This window comes from Amycolatopsis sp. 195334CR, assembly GCF_017309385.1.
In the GTDB taxonomy this organism is placed as follows: Bacteria; Actinomycetota; Actinomycetes; order Mycobacteriales; family Pseudonocardiaceae; genus Amycolatopsis.
The window spans coordinates 1,601,731-1,616,782 of sequence record NZ_JAFJMJ010000001.1; the positions used below are offsets into that span (position 1 = coordinate 1,601,731).

Below are 15,052 nucleotides of genomic sequence, written 5' to 3' on the forward strand. Positions count from 1 at the left end.
GGGTCCGCCCCCGATGACGGACCCGAGCAACCACGGCGAGCGCCACGAGACCCGGGCGGCTACCGAAGGCGCCAAGAGACCCGGAGCAGCCACCGCGAGCATCACGAGACCGAGCAGCCGACCACGAGCGCCACAAGACCCGGAGCAGCCACCGCGAGCATCACGAGACCCGAGCAGCCACCGCAAGCGCCACGAGACCGGGCAGCCGAACACGAACGCCACCAGAGCCCGGGCGCCGACCGCAAACGTCACGAGGCGGTGCGCGCCGGTAGTGCGATACCACCGCCTTTCAGGTGGGTCGTGCCGAGGTTGGCGCGGCGGCCGGCGAAGTGCCCGTCGGTGTAGCCCGTGCCCGACAGGTGCCGGGGCGAGGCCTTCCGCAGGCGGCCGTACTGCGCGTCATACGCGTCGTTGACCAGCTTTTTCCGGTCCAGCACCACGAGTTCGGCGGAGTGCCCCTCGTGTTCGGCGACGGCTCGCGACTCGGCGGCCTGGAGCCGCAGGCGGACCGCGGAGGCGAACCCCGCCAACCACGTGCGCCGGTACGCGGCGACCGTCTGCCCCTGCCCGGCCCAGCCCGGCCGCACCTTGGCCAGCTGGGTCGTCGCCTGCAGCAACAGGCTGGTGAACAGCAGCTCCACCCGGTCCAGATCGGACCGGAAGCCGAACACGGTCACCGACTGCACGGCCTGCCCCCGGCACAACAGCACCACCCGGCACCGCAGCGGGTCGGCCACGCAGCTCAGCAACTGCGCCTTATCCTTGCTGTACGGGTTGTGCAGCGGGATCTTCACGCTGGTGATGGTGTCGGTGTGCCGCCCGGCCGCGGCCAGCACCGCGCGGTCGATGCCGTACCGCGCGATCAGCTCGGCGGCCTTGGTGTTGTACGCCTCGGCCTCGGCCTCGGTGACCGCCGGGTCCTCGGCCTTCGCGAGCAGCTTGCGCACCCGCGTGAGTAGGTGTTGATCTGACACGAACACATGTTCGCATCCGGGTCCGACAAAATCGAGTCCGCGTTTCGCTCAGGTGTGCGGATCGGCCATTGTCCACGCCGCGGCCCCGGCCGCCTAGAGTCGGCGCATGCGGCGGAAAGTGCTGATCGTGGAGGACGAGCGGACGATCGCGGACTCGGTCGCCGCCCGGTTGCGGGCCGAGGGCTTCGCGGTGGAACTCGCGCACGACGGACCGGCCGGGGTCGCCGCCGCCGAGGCGGGCGAGCCCGACCTCGTCGTGCTCGACCTCATGCTGCCCGGCTACGACGGCCTGGAGGTCTGCCGCCGCATCCAGGCCCGCCGCCCGGTGCCGGTGCTGATGCTCACCGCGCGGGCCGACGAGAACGACCTCCTGGTCGGGCTGGCCGTCGGCGCCGACGACTACCTGACGAAGCCTTTCTCCATCCGCGAACTCGCCGCCCGCGTGCACGCGCTGCTCCGGCGCGCCGGCCACGCGGCACCGAACGAGCCGGACCGGATCGTCGTCGGTGACCTGGAGATCGACCCGGTCCGCCGCCGCGTCCGCCGGGCGGGCACCGAACCGCACCTGACCCCGATCGAGTTCGACCTGCTCACCACTCTCGCGCGCCGGCCGGACGCGGTGATCTCCCGCGAGGAGCTGGTGGCGCGGGTCTGGGGCTGGGAGGGCCCACCGCGAACGGTGGACAGCCACGTGAAGGCGTTGCGCCGCAAGCTGGGCGCCGACCTGATCCGGACCGTGCACGGCGTCGGTTACGCACTGGAGGCGAAATGAGCCTGCCCCGGCCACTGGACCCGGTCCGCTCCATCAAGCTGAAGCTCGGCCTGCTCGTGGTGGGTGCGACCGGCGCCGCGCTGATCTTCTTCCGCTACCAGATCGGCTGGCTACCGCCGCGGACCGCGATCGCGGCACTGGTGATCGCGCTGGTCACCACCCAGCTGCTGGCGCACGGCATGACCAAACCGCTGCGGCAGATGACCGCCGCCGCCCGCGCGATGGCCGAGGGCGACTACTCGCGACGCGTCCGCGCCACCTCGCGCGACGAGGTCGGCGAGCTGGCACTGGCGTTCAACCGGATGGCCGCCGACCTCGGCGCCGCCGACCAGCAGCGCCGCGAGCTGATCGCGAACGTCTCGCACGAGCTGCGCACGCCGATCACCGCGTTGCGGGTGGTGCTGGAGAACGCCGTCGACGGCGTGACCGGCGAGGACGCGCTGAAGACCGCGCTCGGCCAGACCGAACGGCTCGGCAGGCTGGTCACCGAGCTGCTCGACCTGTCCAGGATCGACGCCGGGGTCGAGCCGCTGCACCGCGAGACCTTCGAGATCGAGCCGCTGCTGCGCGAAGCCGTCGCCGAGACCCAGACGGACGCCCGGTTCACCGTCGAGGTGACCCCGCCCGGCGCGCAGGCCTTCGCCGACCGGGAACGCCTGCACCAGGTGGTGGCGAACCTCCTGGACAACGCCGTGCGCCACGGTCCGGCCGGTGGTGAGGTCCGGGTGCGGGCGTTCCTGGTCGGCACCAGCCTGGCCATCGAAGTCGCCGACGACGGGCCGGGCATCACCCCGGCGGACCGCGAGCGCGTGTTCGAGCGGTTCACCCGCGGCGAGCGCGCCGGGAACGGCGGCACCGGGCTGGGCCTGGCCATCGCCCGGTGGGTCGCCGAACTGCACGGCGGCCGGATCGCCGTGGTCGGCGACACCGGCTGCCGGATCAGGCTCGACCTGCCGGGGTCCTGACCGGCACGGCCAGTTCCGCCACCCGGCCCGGCCACCAGGAAGCCTTGCCCAGCAAGGACATCGCCGCGGGCAGCAGCAGGATCCGGACGATCACCACGTCCAGCAGCACGGCCAGCGCCAGGCCGAGCCCGATCTGCTTCATCTCGATCCGGTCGATGAACATGAAGCCGACGAACACCGACACCATCACCAGCGCGGCACTGGTCACCACCCGCGCGGAGCCGGTGATGCCGTCCACCACCGCCTCCCTGGTCGGCAGGCCGCGCGCGACCGCCTCGCGGATCCGGCTCACCACGAAGATCTGGTAGTCCATCGACAATCCGAACAGGATCGCGAAGAGCATCAGCGGGGTGCGCGAGCCGATGAACCCGGTGGAGGTGAACCCGAGCAGGCCCTCCGCCCAGGTGCCCTGGAAGACCACCACCAGCGCCCCCCAGGCGGCCAGCACGGAGAGCAGGTTCAGCACCAGGCCCAGCGCGCCGATCACCACCGAGCGGAACGCCAGCGCCATCATCACGAAGGTGGCCAGCAGCACGAACCCGATCACCCACGGCAGCCGGTCCGCCTGGTGCGCCGAATAGTCCACGCCACGCGCGGGTTCACCGGAGATCGCGACCTCGACGCCCACCGGTTTCGGCTGCGCCCGCAGCTGCGCCAGCGAGTCGTCGGCTTCGGGCGTGCCCGCCGAGTAAGGGATCGGGATCTCCAGCCGCTGCGTCTGTCCGTCCACAGAGGACACGATGCGCGAGCCGGGGGTGGCCAGGTCGGCGGCGGCCTGCGCGGAATCCTCCCCGCGGATGACCACCATGTGCGACGCGCCGTGGTCCGGGAACTCCGCCACCAGCTCGTCGTACGCGGCGATCTCCGGCACCGACCGCGGGAAGCTGTTGATGCCCTCCACGCCCAGCTTCATGTTCAGCCCGGGAATGGCGAGCGCGCCGATCAGCAGGAGGCCGACCAGCAGCGTCGGCACCGGGTGCTCGACGGCCGGGCGCAGCATCCGGTTCCACACCCGCGGCGGCTTGGCCTGCCGCTTGCTGTCCAGGCGCGGGCCGAGTTTCGCCAGCAGGGCGGGCAAAACGGTGACCGCGCTGAGCACGGCGACCGCGACCACGATGATCGTGCCGGTGGCGATCGAGGAGAAGATGACGTCCTTCGCGAGGTAGAGCCCGACCAGCGAGACGATCACCGCCAGCCCGGAGACCACGATCGCCCGGCCCGAGGTCGCCGCCGCGATCTCGACCGCCGCCGCGTGGCTGAGCTGCCCGCGCGACCGGTCGCGTTCCTCGCGCACGCGTTTGAGCGCGAAGAGCGAGTAGTCGACCCCGACCGCCATGCCCATCATCAGCAGGATGCTGGTGACCGCGCCGCCCGCGTCCGGGAAGAACACCGACGCCAGGCCGTAGAGGCCGACCGAGCCGAGGATCGCGGTGAGCGCGAGCACCAGCGGGATGCCCGCCGCCAGCAGCGAGCCGAACACCAGGAACAGGATCAGCAACGTCACCGGCAGCGTGATGGCCTTGGTGATCAGCACGCCCTGCCCGAGCTGTGCGCTGAGCCCGCGTTCCATCGAAGCGTCACCGGTCTGCGCCAGCCGCACGTCGGGATGCGCGGCGGCCGTGGCGTCGACCTGCTCGATGACCGGTTCGATGTGGTCGCCCGCCTGCTGGTCGTCACCGGCCATGGTGATCACCACGAGCAGGCTGCCGCCGTCCGGCGAGCGCTGCGGTTCGTCGACGTCGGCGACACCCGGCAGGCCGCGGACCCGTTGGGCCACCTCGGCGGCGGCCGGTTCGGAGGCCGGGGTGATCAGCACGTTCTCCACCGGCGGCCGGGAAACCCCGCCCTCGGCGGCCAACTGCTCGGCGCGCCCCGCTTCGCCGATCCAGAAGTCCTCGCCGTGGGCCTGGGTGGTGCCGGTCATCGTGCCCGCCGCGAAGGCGATCGCGACAAAGGCGAGCCAGCCCACGATGGCCTGCCAGGGATGGGTCGCGCTCCAGCGCGCGATACGCCTCACGGTCATGATCCGAGCATTTCGCGCGGGGGCCACCAGGACACTGGAGTGCGCCGGAGCAACCTCGGTGGGGTTCGCCCTACTTGACCGCCTCGGCGGTCATCACGCGGAAGAACGGGATGATCGTCAGCGCGCCCAGCACGGCGAAGAATCCGAACGCCACACCGAAACCGGCGAATTCGGTGAGCACGCCGGCGAGGGCCGCGGCGACCGGTGCGGCACCCCAGCTGACCAGCCGGTACGCCGCGTTGAACCGGCCGAGCAGGTGGTCGGGCACGAGCTCCTGGCCGAGCAGGCGCGCGTTGACCGTCCACATCGTCCCGCCAACGCCGGCGGCGAACGCGGCCGCGCCGACGGCCCAGGCGTTCGGCCACACCGCGGGCACGGCCACCAGCAGGAACGAGCCGACGAGATCGGCGAACATCGCCCAGCGGCGGCCGATCAGCCGGTTGACCGGGCCGACGAGGAGCGCGCCGAGCACCCCGCCGGCACCGAGCGCGGTGAGCAGAAGGCCGTACCCGCGCGCGTCGAAACCAAGCGGTCCCGGCGCCACGGCGTAGAGCGGCAGGATCGCCAGCCAGGCGTTCCACGCCCCGGCCATCACCGCCACGAGCAACGCCATCGTGCGCAGAACCCGGTGCTGCCAAAGGAAGTTGAGGCCGTCGCGGATCTCCAGGTGCACGGATCGGCGTTCGACGGGCTTCGCTTCGAAGTTGCCGATGAGCACGAGCAGCAGCAAAGCGCCCGCCGCGTAGACGAGGCCGGTGACGCCCAGCGCGAGCCCGGCTCCGGCGGCGACGAGGAACCCTCCGACAGGAGCGCCGAGGAAACCGTTGCAGAGGTACTCGACCGCGGTGATGCGCGCGGTCGCCTTGTGCCGCCGAAGGGGCGCGACGGCCGCCGGGATGATCGACGCGCCCGCGGTCAGCGCGACGACCTCGGCCACGCCCAGCACCCCGGCGACGCCGAAGATCAGCGGAAGGCTGGTCGTGCCGGTCAGGTAGGCGAAGAAGGCGACGCCGATCGCGGCCAGGCGCGCGAGTTCGGCGGCGAACATCAGGCTGCGGCGGTTGAGCCGGTCGACCAGGACGCCGACGTGCAACGCGGTGAGCAGCCACGGCAGCGACAACATCGTGGCGACCAGCGCGACGAGGGTCGGTGAGCGGGTCAGGGAAGCGGCGAGCAGCGGCAGCGCGACCTTCGTGACGGCGTCGGCGAGGTTGGTGGTGGCGGTGAAGACCAGCAACGACCACTCGTTGCGGAGGTGCGGCTCGACCTGGGTGGGCACCGGCTCTCCTAACCTGTTGTACGGCATAACCGGTTATGAGCTTCTATCGGTTAGACTCGGGTTGTCAAGCGGGAGGTGGTTCGATGGCGGGCTCACCACGGGTGCTGCCGGAATACCTGGAGCCGGTGCTGGAGTTCGTCAACTCGGTGGACGTCGAGGAGGGCACGGACCAGCTGACCGACGCGGCCGCGTTGACCGCGTGGCTGGGCTCGACCGCGAAAGCTTCCCCCGCCGAGTTCCGGCTGGCGTTGGAACTGCGCACGGCCTTGCGGGGGTTGGCACTGGCGAACCACGCGCCCGCGGATCCGGTGGACACCACGTGTTTCGCGCGGTTGCCGTTCGTCGCCACCGCCGAGGCGCCCTTCGCGCCGGTGCTCGACGCCCCGGTCATGCGGGCGCTCACCGAGGTGGTGATCGGGTACGCGCGGGCGCGGGCCACCGGGGAGTGGCAGCGGCTGCGCATCTGCCCGGGGGACAACTGCTACTGGGGTTTCTGGGACTCGTCGCCGCGGGGGGCGCGGCGGTGGTGCAGCATGCGCGTGTGCGGGAACCGGGCCAAAGCCCGGGCCTACGCCAGCCGACCGGGGAGGTCCTGACCATGGCCAGCAAGTTCACCGAGCTCGCGATCGACTGCGCCGATCCCGAGGCACTCGCCCGGTTCTGGTGCGCGGTACTCGACTACGAGGTGCTGGGCGAGGACGAGGAGGACGGCGCGATCACCATCGGCTCGCCCGCGGTGCCGGAGGGCAAGAAGCGCGTCGGCCCGGTGCCGCCGACGTTGACCTTCGCGCGGGTGCCGGAGGGCAAGGTGGTCAAGAACCGGCTGCACATCGACGTCAACCCGACCGACCGCGACCAGGCCGAGGAGGTGGCGCGGCTGCTCGAACTGGGCGCGCGGCACGTCGACGTCGGCGGGGGCGAGGTCAGCTGGGTGACGCTCGCCGACCCGGAGGGGAACGAGTTCTGCGTGCTGGCGGGCCGTTACCCCTGATAGGCGGAGGCCTGGAGGTCGTAGTACTCGCGGTAGAGGTCGGAGGTGCGCATGAGGGTCTCGTGCGTGCCGTCGGCGGTGATGCGGCCCTGGTCCATGACCAGGATGCGGTCGGCGTGGCGGATGTTCGCCAGGCGGTGGGTGACCAGGATCGTGGTGCGGCGGGTGCCGTCGTGGTGACCGCTGGCGTGGCGAAGTCCGGCGAAGACCCGGGCTTCGGCACGCGCGTCGAGCGCGGCGGTCGGCTCGTCCGCGACCAGCACGGCGCCGTCGCGGAAGATCCCACGGGCGACGGCGAAGCGTTGCGCCTGACCGCCGGAAAGCTCCTGCGCGTCCTTGAAGTAACGCGAGATGACGGTGTCCGGGCCATGGGGCAACCCGGCCAGCACCTCGTCGGCACCGGAGTTCGCCAGCGCTGACGTCCACTGTGGACCGTCCACCGCCCGGTCCAGCCGCCCGATGCGGATGCTGTTGCGGGCGGTCATCGGCCACTTCGCCGGTTCCTGCGAGATCACCGCGACCTGGTCGTGCAGGGAGAACATGTCCACCTCGGCGAGGTCGACGTCGTCCCAGCGGACCCGGCCGCGCGTCGGCAGGTACAGCCCGGTGAGCACCTTGCCCAGCGTGGTCTTGCCGCTGCCGTTCGACCCGACCAGCGCGACCACCTCGCCCCGCCGCAGGGTCAGGGAGATGTCGCGGAGCGCGGGCTCGGCCTGGCCGGGGTAGGTGAACGACACGTCCTCCAGCCGGATCGTCGCCGGATTCGACGGCGCCGCCACCACCGAGGCCCGCCGCGCCCGCTGCCGCGACTGTTCCTTCAGTTCCCGGTGGAAGTCCACGTAGAACGACTCCTCGAACAGGGAGTTCACCGCGTAGATGGTGTTGGACAGGGCGGTCGAAGCGGTGCGCATCGCCACCACCGCCGTACCGGCCAGCGCCAGTTCCATCTGCCCGGTGTAGAGCAGCCAGCCGAGCACCACGTACGCCAGCCCGGTGCCGATCCCGGCCAGCACGCGCCCGGCCAGCCGGATCACCGTGGTCTGGCGTTCGAGGCGCACGTCCGCGGCCATCAGTTCTTCGCACAGCGCGCGGTGTTCGGCCAGCAGCGGTGATTGCAGGGTCAGCGCGTGGCGTTCGAGGGCGGCGTCGCGCCCGGTGAGCACGTCGTCGACTATCCACTTGCGACGCTGACGGCCGACCAGGTGCAGGAAGGTCCGGTAGTTCAACTTCGCCACCCGCATCGACGCCCACCCGTCGGCCAGCGCGGCGACCAGCAGGACCGGTGCGAGCCACGGGTTCAGCAACCCGGCGGTGACCACCGCGGCCAGCATCGCGATGAGGGAGGAGCACAGGTCGGACAGCCGGGTGACGCTCTGGGCCACCGCCCGCACCCCGTACTGGCCGCCCTGGCGGGCCAGCTCGCGGAAGTCGGCGTCGTCGAAGGCGATCAGGTCGACGGTCACCACCGCCACGGTCACCTCGTCCTCGGCGAGGCGTTCCACCCGGGGCTTCAACTCGCCCTGCACCGCGCCGACCGCCGATTCAAGGAGCGCCCGCAAGGCGTACGACCCGACGAGCACCGCGATCGCCGGCAACGAGGCAAGCACCCGATCCGGCGTGGGCCCGGCTTCCAGCAAGCGGGTGAACACGTCCGCCGTGGCCAGCAAGCCGAACGCGGTGACACAGCCGGAGAGGACTTGGAGGAGCCCGAGGAGCACGGTCAACCGCGGGGAGGTGTTCCAGGCCAGGCGCACCACCATCGCCGCGGCGCGGGGCATGGCCCGCACCGTCGCCCAGGTACTGGACGCAGCCACCCGGCGATCGACAGCCGCCCACTCAGGCTCGTCGATCTGCTCGGTACCGATCAGACGCTCAGTCACCCCCCACATAATCCGGCCGGCACCGACAAACCGCGAGACCGCGCGCGCCCCGGTGCTGTGAAAGCCACATTCACTGCGAAATCCGCTGTGAAAGCCACATTCACAACACCACCAGGAGGCGAGCGGCGACCCCCACGATCAAAACGTAAGCCGGGCACCAAACCCCCGCCCACCCACACTCCCCCTTCCCCACCCCGGTCCACAGCCAAAACACGGCGGGGATGTTGTTGTCAAGGCATCTTTCCCGCCTTGACAACAACATCCCCGCCGTCGTGACAATCAAAAGCCGGGGTGGCCCCGCCCCGCCCGAGGCCCCCGAAAACCCCTACCGAAAACGATCGACCACCGTAACCCCCTCCCGCGCCGCCACCACCGAATCCATCTCCATCAACACATCCGGCACCTCATCCAACCCAACCCTCCGCCCCACCAACCGATCCAGGTCAAGCCCCGCCGAAGCCACCAACGACAACATCTCCGGGTACTCGTGCGCCTGCAACCCATGCGTCCCAACGATCCGCAGCTCCCCCGCGATCACCTCGTGCATGGCGATCGGCGGCACCCCCTGCTCCGGCGGCATCAACCCCACCTGCACGTGAATCCCCCGCTTCCGCAACGAGGAAACCGACGCCGCACAGGTCGACGGCAACCCCACGCAGTCCAACGACACGTGCGCCCCACCGCCGGTGATCTCCTTGACCGCCGACGCCGTGTCCCCACCGGCCACCACAGCTTCGGCCCCCAGCGAACGAGCCAACGCCAACGCCGAAGCCGAAAGGTCGACCGCCACCACCCGCGCCCCGGCCGCCACCGCGAGCATCACCGCCGAGATCCCCGCCCCACCGCACCCGTGCACGGCGACCCACTGCCCCGCCCGCACCTCGCCCTGCCGCACCACCGCGCGGAACGCCGTGGCGAACCGGCAGCCGAGCGCCGCGGCGGTGACGTAACCCAGCGAATCCGGCAACCGCACCAGGTTCACCATCGCCCGGTCGATCGCGACCTGCTCGGCGAACGAACCCCAGTGCGTGGCCCCCGGCTGGAACTGCCGGTCGCAGATGTGCCCGTACCCGGCCGCGCACTGCTCGCACGTCCCGCAGGCGCAGACGAACGGCACGGTCACCCGCTCACCGACCGACCACCCGCGCACCCCGGCCCCCACCGACAGGATCCGCCCGGCCAGTTCGTGCCCGGCCACGTGCGGCAGCGTGACACTGGTGTCGTGCCCCTGGAGCGAGTGCCAGTCGCTGCGGCACACGCCGGTCGCTTCCACCGCGATCACCACGCCGTCGGCGGACGCCACCGGATCGGGCACCTCCCGCAGCACCGGCCGCACCCCGTACTCCTCGAAAACGACCGCGCGCATCCCACTCCCCGTCCCTGAGTTGACCCGAACCGGTGATGAGATCAAACTCTGCCCCCAGCGTCGCCAACGGACCAGGGGGCAGCATGAGCGAGCTGAACCACGCGCTGAGCACCCGCCAGCTGTCGATGATCGCGATCGGCGGCGTGATCGGCGCCGGGCTGTTCGTCGGCAGCGGCAAGGCCATCAAAACCGCGGGCCCCGGCGTGCTGATCGCCTACGTGGTGGCGGGCGCGGTGGTGGTGCTGGTGATGCGCATGCTGGCCGAGCTGGCGGTCGCGTCCCCGGACACCGGCTCGTTCGCCACCTACGCCACCCGCGAACTCGGCTCGTGGGCCGGGGTGACGATCGGCTGGCTCTACGCCTACCAGTGGTGCGTGATCATCGGCTTCGAGGCGATCACCGGCGCCGCGATCACCGTCAAGCTGGTGCCCGCGCTGCCGTCCTGGCTGGCCGCGTTGATCTTCACCACCGTGCTCACCGCGGTGAACCTGATCAGCGTGCGCTCGTTCGGCCGGTTCGAGTTCTGGTTCGCGATGATCAAGGTGTGCGCGATCGCCCTCTTCATCGCCATCGGGGTGTACGCGATCCTCGGCTTCTTCCCCGGTCAGCCGGCACCCGGCCTGAGCAACCTGACCGGCCAGGGCGGCTTCCTGCCCAACGGCTGGGGCGCCGTGCTGACCGCGATGACCGTGGTGTTCCTGTCCTTCTTCGGCACCGAGATGGTCACCGTCGCGGCCGGCGAGGCGCAGCACCCGGAGGACGCCGTGCGCAAGAGCATGCGCAGCGTGGTCTGGCGGATCCTGGTCTTCTACATCGGGTCGATCATCGTGGTGGTGACGTTGCTGCCGTGGAACTCCGCCGAGGTCACCGCCAGCCCGTACGCCGCGGTGCTCGGCGGGCTCGGCTTCCCCGCGGTCAGCGTGATCATGGACCTGATCGTGCTGACCGCGGTGCTGTCCTGCCTGAACTCCGGGGTCTACGCCTCCTCGCGCATGCTCTACTCGATGGCGGGCCGCCGGGAGGCACCGCGGCTGTTCGGCCGGACGAACCGGCGCGGGGTGCCGGCGGGCGCGGTGCTCGCGTCCTCGTCGATGGGGTTCGCCACCGTGGTGGCCAACTACTTCCTGCCGACCGAAACGGTGTTCAACTTCCTCATCGACTCCTCCGGCGCGGTGGCGCTGATCGTCTACCTGTGGATCACCGCCACCCAGCTCCGCGGCAGGCTGCGGGTCCGGCGCGAAGGCCGGGAGGACGAGCTGCCGCTGCGGATGTGGGCCTTCCCGGTGCTGTCGCTGCTGGTCGTGGTGGTGCTCGCGGCGGTGGTGGTGGCGATGCTGGTGAACGAGTCCAGCCGCACCTCGATGCTGCTGACCCTGCTGGTCACCGCGATCGCCGTGGTGGCGGGGCTGGTGCAGCAGGCGCAGCTCAGGTCCGCCGCCGCGGTGGGCCGAGCAGCCGGGTGAGCGAGCCGGGCGGCACCTCCAGCACCTCCTCCAGCGCGGTCAGCGCGGCCAGCGACTCGGGTCGTTCCGGACGGCAGCGGCCCGACTGCCAGTAGCTCAGCGTGGCCAGGCTGACCGGCACGCCGCGTTCGAGCAGGCGGTACCGGGTGCGTTCCAGGCCGAGGCCCCGCGCCCGGATGGCCGCCCGCAGCGCGGCGGCGAACGGGCCCGTCTCCAGCAGGACCCGCACCTCGCCGCGGTCGGTTCGAACGGTCATCGCGACTCCGCTCCTGACCCCCGGGTCCAGCAGCGTATTCCGGGCGGCGGCTTGATCGGAAGCTTCGCCACCGAAGCGCAACAATGCCCGCCGGGGGCCGATATTCCCCAACCCCGGGGCTTGTCCACTATGGACTGTCAGCGGGCGCGCACGGCCACGCTCAGCGCCTGCGCGATCTCCTTGCCCAGCGCGTGCGTGGCGCAGTCCGGCGGGGAACCCACCTTGACCACGATCGGGCCGCCGAACGGCTGGCGCTCGACCACCTCGATGCGCTCGCCGAGGTTGATCGCGTGCTCGGTGAGGTAGCGCAGCAGATCCGGGTCGGTGTCCCAGACGCGGACGATCTCGCCGACCACGCCGGGCTGCAGTTCGTCCAGGATGGCCGTCTGGAGTTCCTCGATGCTGCCGTCGGCGGCCGGGATCGGGTCGCCGTGCGGGTCGCGGACGGGGTTGCCGAGCTTCGCCGCGATCCGCTCGACCAGGCGGTCGGACACGGCGTGCTCCAGCGCGTCCGCCTCGGCGTGCACCTCGTCCCAGGTGTAACCCAGTTCCGAGACCAGGTACGTCTCGATGAGCCGGTGCCGCCGCAGGACCGCGCGGGCCAGCAGCCGTCCCTCGGCGGTCAGCTCGATGCCGCGGTAGGGCACGTGCGCGACCAGGCCCTGCTGCGACAGCTTGGTGACCATGCCCGACACCGAGGACGGGCTCACCTCCAGCCGTCCGGCCAGCGAGGTGTTCGTCACCGCCTCGCCGCGCTCCACCAGCCCGTAGATCGCCCGGACGTAGTCCTCGATGGACGACGATCGGCGAGTGGTGCTGTCAGACATGCCCCACAGCCTACGTGTCGGAGGGCGCGCGAACGGGGCAGGTGGATGGCCGTCGTGATCGAGGTGGTTCCTGGCGGTGCCGCGCCGGCATCGCCGTACTGGACCGTACTTCGATGACGGCGCGGTGCCGCCAGGGACCGCCTCGGCGCGACGGGCGCCGCCATGCCCTGTTCGCGTGCCCTCACGCGCCGGGGCGCCAGCGGTAGCGGATCCACCCCGGGACCGGTTCGGCGCCGAGTTGGCCGTAGAAGGCCTCGGCCTTGGTGTTCCCCGACTGCATGTCCCATTCCACCCGGCCGGGCGTGCGCCGGGCCAGTTCGTCGAGCAGCTCGCGGCCGAGGCCGTGGCGCCGGTGCTCGGGCCGGATGAACAGGTCGTCCAGCCAGATGCCCGGCCGCGCCTCCCAGGTGGAGAAGTTCCACGAGCAGAAGGCGAACCCGGCAACCGCCGTCGAGTCCGGCGGCGTGGCGATCAGCACCCAGGCCTTCGGCGACGGCCCGAAGAGGAACCCGCCCAGTTCGGCGCGGTCCAGCTTCAGGTCGTTCTTGCCTTCGTAGACCGCGTGCTCCTCGATCAGCGCGCAGATCTCCTCGATGTCGCCGGCGACCGCGTCGCGTACGGGCATCAGTCCTCCTCGTAGACGATCTCACCCGCGACCGCGGTCGCGAGCACCCTGGCTTCCGGCAGGCTCTCGGCCGCCAGCGGATCTTCCGACAACACCACGAAGTCGGCGAGCTTGCCCGGTGAAAGCGTGCCCAGGTCGTGTTCCCGGAAGGCGGCGTAGGCCGAACCGTGGGTGTACGCGCGCAGCGCCTGCTCCGGGGTCAGCCGTTCCTCCGGCCCGAGCTCGTGCCCACCGGCCGTCCGCCGCTGGACCATGTCGTTCAGTCCCAGCAGCGGCGCGCCGTCCACCACCGGCCGGTCCGAGCTGGCGGGCAGCACGCACCCCGCGTCGAGCACGCTGCGCAGCCGGTAGCACCAGCCTTCGCGCTCGGGGCCGAGCGCCGCGCGCATGCCGTCACCGATCTCGTTGACGAACCGCCCCTGCGGCGACGGGATCAGCCCGAGCCCGGCGAGCTTCGCCACCTCCTGGGGCCGCAGCACCCCGCAGTGCTCGATCCGGTGCCGGTGGTCGGCCCGCGGGTGGGCGGCGAGCGCGGCCTCGTACGCGTCGAGCACGGTGGTCACCGCACGATCGCCGATGGCGTGCGTGGCGATCTGCCAGCCCGCCCGGTGCGCCCGCAGGATGGTCTCGGCCAGTTCGTCCTCGGGGACCTGGAAGTACCCGCGGTTGCCGGGGTCGTTGGCGAAGTCGTCGTGCATCGCGGCGGTCCGGCCGATCAGCGAGCCGTCAGCGAACAGCTTCATCGGCCCGATCCGCAGCCACTCGTCACCGAGGCCGCTGCGAATGCCCAGGTCGATGCCGAAACCGACGTCGGCGAGGTCGTGCAGCACGCTGGAGGCCACCATCACCGTCGCGCGCACGCCGAGCAGGCCGCGGTCGCGCGCGAGCTGGTAGGCGGCGACCTCGGCGGGCGTCTCGCCGACCAGCCCGCCGCCGACCCCGGCCTCCTGCACGCTGGTGATGCCCTCCGCCAGGTACCGCTCGGACGCCCGGCCCAGGCCGCGGACCACGGTCTCCAGCGGGGTCGGGTAGGTCAGCGGGCGCAGCAGGAGCTGGGCCTGCTCGCGCAGCAGTCCGGTCGGCGAGCCCTCCTCGTCGGTGACCACGTCCCCGCCGACCGGCACCCGAGCCAGGTCCAGCTGGTCGAGCACCCGCGAGTTGACCACGGTCATGTGCCCGGAGGTGTGCTTCAACCGGACCAGGTGCTCCGGCGCGGCCCGGTCCAGGCCGTGCCGGGTCGGGTGGCCGCCGTCGAGCTTGTTCTGGTCGTACCCGCTGCCGATGATCCAGCTGCCCGGCGGCAGCTCGCGGGCGCGCGCGGCGACGGCGTCGTAGACCTCGGCCACGCTGCGGCACGCGCCGAGCGGCACGTCGTCCAGGCCCATGCCGAACCAGGCCATGTGGTTGTGCGCGTCGTGGAACCCGGGCACCACGAAACCACCGCCGAGGTCGACCCGGCGGCGCGTGGACAGCTCGCGCGCGTCGTCCCCGATGGCCACCACGCGGCCGTGCAGCACCGCGAGCGCGTCGGTGCGGGTCTCCCCCGTCCAGCCCCGTGCGTTCTCGTACACCGCGTCAACCTGCATGAATTCACCCTATCGATCGATCGATCGGGCGTCTAGGCTGGAGTC

The 15,052-nt window shown here is 71.4% G+C and carries 14 protein-coding genes; 5 read left to right on the plus strand and 9 right to left on the minus strand.

Features of this window, described 5'->3' with window-relative positions; translation table 11 throughout:
* Nucleotides 1-248: 248 nt before the first annotated feature.
* Nucleotides 249-974 (minus strand): DUF2786 domain-containing protein, encoded by a 726-nt coding sequence (locus JYK18_RS07775; protein WP_206801454.1) that lies wholly within the window; start codon nt 972-974, stop codon nt 249-251.
* Nucleotides 975-1,080: 106 nt separating this feature from the next.
* On the opposite strand from JYK18_RS07775, the gene JYK18_RS07780 reads away from it, so the two are divergent.
* Both JYK18_RS07780 and JYK18_RS07785 read left to right on the plus strand, forming a co-directional pair.
* On the plus strand, nt 1,081-1,746 hold the full coding sequence (locus JYK18_RS07780) for a response regulator transcription factor (RefSeq protein ID WP_206801455.1): 666 nt from the start codon (nt 1,081-1,083) through the stop codon (nt 1,744-1,746).
* Nucleotides 1,743-2,711 carry a cell wall metabolism sensor histidine kinase WalK gene (locus JYK18_RS07785; RefSeq protein ID WP_206801456.1) on the plus strand — a complete coding sequence of 323 codons (969 nt, stop codon included), beginning with the start codon at nt 1,743-1,745 and terminating at the stop codon, nt 2,709-2,711. The genes JYK18_RS07780 and JYK18_RS07785 overlap by 4 nt, the downstream gene beginning before the upstream one ends.
* On the opposite strand, the gene JYK18_RS07790 is transcribed toward JYK18_RS07785, so the two are convergent.
* Nucleotides 2,686-4,734 (minus strand): MMPL family transporter, encoded by a 2,049-nt coding sequence (locus tag JYK18_RS07790; RefSeq protein ID WP_206801457.1) that lies wholly within the window; start codon nt 4,732-4,734, stop codon nt 2,686-2,688. The genes JYK18_RS07785 and JYK18_RS07790 overlap by 26 nt on opposite strands.
* A 70-nt stretch (nt 4,735-4,804) precedes the next feature.
* Nucleotides 4,805-6,013, minus strand: a complete 1,209-nt coding sequence (locus tag JYK18_RS07795) for an MFS transporter (RefSeq protein ID WP_206801458.1) — start codon at nt 6,011-6,013, stop codon at nt 4,805-4,807.
* Nucleotides 6,014-6,096: 83 nt separating this feature from the next.
* Here JYK18_RS07795 and JYK18_RS07800 point away from each other — a divergent pair, with 83 nt between their 5' ends.
* Complete coding sequence (locus JYK18_RS07800) at nt 6,097-6,609, plus strand: CGNR zinc finger domain-containing protein (protein WP_206801459.1); 513 nt, start codon at nt 6,097-6,099, stop codon at nt 6,607-6,609.
* Between the two features lie 2 nt (nt 6,610-6,611).
* Nucleotides 6,612-7,004: a VOC family protein gene (locus tag JYK18_RS07805; RefSeq protein ID WP_206801460.1), complete on the plus strand. Its 393-nt coding sequence runs from the start codon at nt 6,612-6,614 to the stop codon at nt 7,002-7,004.
* On the opposite strand, the gene JYK18_RS07810 is transcribed toward JYK18_RS07805, so the two are convergent.
* Both JYK18_RS07810 and JYK18_RS07815 read right to left on the minus strand, forming a co-directional pair.
* On the minus strand, nt 6,995-8,893 hold the full coding sequence (locus JYK18_RS07810; RefSeq protein ID WP_206801461.1) for an ABC transporter ATP-binding protein: 1,899 nt from the start codon (nt 8,891-8,893) through the stop codon (nt 6,995-6,997). The two genes, JYK18_RS07805 and JYK18_RS07810, sit on opposite strands and share 10 nt — an antisense overlap.
* A gap of 316 nt (nt 8,894-9,209) precedes the next feature.
* Nucleotides 9,210-10,250: a zinc-binding dehydrogenase gene (locus JYK18_RS07815; protein WP_206801462.1), complete on the minus strand. Its 1,041-nt coding sequence runs from the start codon at nt 10,248-10,250 to the stop codon at nt 9,210-9,212.
* A gap of 83 nt (nt 10,251-10,333) precedes the next feature.
* Between JYK18_RS07815 and JYK18_RS07820 the strand changes: the two genes are divergently transcribed.
* Nucleotides 10,334-11,713, plus strand: a complete 1,380-nt coding sequence (locus JYK18_RS07820) for an amino acid permease (protein WP_206801463.1) — start codon at nt 10,334-10,336, stop codon at nt 11,711-11,713.
* Here the strand turns inward: JYK18_RS07820 and JYK18_RS07825 are convergent.
* The 4 genes from JYK18_RS07825 to JYK18_RS07840 form a co-directional block, all read right to left on the minus strand.
* Nucleotides 11,676-11,969 carry a transcriptional regulator gene (locus tag JYK18_RS07825; protein WP_206801464.1) on the minus strand — a complete coding sequence of 98 codons (294 nt, stop codon included), beginning with the start codon at nt 11,967-11,969 and terminating at the stop codon, nt 11,676-11,678. The two genes, JYK18_RS07820 and JYK18_RS07825, sit on opposite strands and share 38 nt — an antisense overlap.
* 137 nt (nt 11,970-12,106) lie before the next feature.
* Nucleotides 12,107-12,796 carry a metal-dependent transcriptional regulator gene (locus JYK18_RS07830; protein ID WP_206801465.1) on the minus strand — a complete coding sequence of 230 codons (690 nt, stop codon included), beginning with the start codon at nt 12,794-12,796 and terminating at the stop codon, nt 12,107-12,109.
* 181 nt (nt 12,797-12,977) lie between these two features.
* On the minus strand, nt 12,978-13,421 hold the full coding sequence (locus JYK18_RS07835) for a GNAT family N-acetyltransferase (RefSeq protein ID WP_206801466.1): 444 nt from the start codon (nt 13,419-13,421) through the stop codon (nt 12,978-12,980).
* Nucleotides 13,421-15,007 carry an amidohydrolase gene (locus JYK18_RS07840; RefSeq protein ID WP_206801467.1) on the minus strand — a complete coding sequence of 529 codons (1,587 nt, stop codon included), beginning with the start codon at nt 15,005-15,007 and terminating at the stop codon, nt 13,421-13,423. Before JYK18_RS07840 ends, JYK18_RS07835 begins: the two co-directional genes overlap by 1 nt.
* Nucleotides 15,008-15,052 lie beyond the last annotated feature (45 nt).

Bases quoted from the DNA above. Each gene is read 5' to 3' on its own strand.
- JYK18_RS07785 (WP_206801456.1), top strand. From the start codon at position 1,743: ATGAGCCTGCCCCGGCCACTGGACCCGGTCCGCTCCATCAAGCTGAAG.
- JYK18_RS07800 (WP_206801459.1), top strand. From the start codon at position 6,097: ATGGCGGGCTCACCACGGGTGCTGCCGGAATACCTGGAGCCGGTGCTG.
- JYK18_RS07780 (WP_206801455.1), top strand. From the start codon at position 1,081: ATGCGGCGGAAAGTGCTGATCGTGGAGGACGAGCGGACGATCGCGGAC.
- JYK18_RS07830 (WP_206801465.1), bottom strand. From the start codon at position 12,796: ATGTCTGACAGCACCACTCGCCGATCGTCGTCCATCGAGGACTACGTC.
- JYK18_RS07820 (WP_206801463.1), top strand. From the start codon at position 10,334: ATGAGCGAGCTGAACCACGCGCTGAGCACCCGCCAGCTGTCGATGATC.
- JYK18_RS07805 (WP_206801460.1), top strand. From the start codon at position 6,612: ATGGCCAGCAAGTTCACCGAGCTCGCGATCGACTGCGCCGATCCCGAG.
- JYK18_RS07815 (WP_206801462.1), bottom strand. From the start codon at position 10,250: ATGCGCGCGGTCGTTTTCGAGGAGTACGGGGTGCGGCCGGTGCTGCGG.
- JYK18_RS07835 (WP_206801466.1), bottom strand. From the start codon at position 13,421: ATGCCCGTACGCGACGCGGTCGCCGGCGACATCGAGGAGATCTGCGCG.
- JYK18_RS07790 (WP_206801457.1), bottom strand. From the start codon at position 4,734: ATGACCGTGAGGCGTATCGCGCGCTGGAGCGCGACCCATCCCTGGCAG.
- JYK18_RS07810 (WP_206801461.1), bottom strand. From the start codon at position 8,893: ATGTGGGGGGTGACTGAGCGTCTGATCGGTACCGAGCAGATCGACGAG.
- JYK18_RS07825 (WP_206801464.1), bottom strand. From the start codon at position 11,969: ATGACCGTTCGAACCGACCGCGGCGAGGTGCGGGTCCTGCTGGAGACG.
- JYK18_RS07840 (WP_206801467.1), bottom strand. From the start codon at position 15,007: ATGCAGGTTGACGCGGTGTACGAGAACGCACGGGGCTGGACGGGGGAG.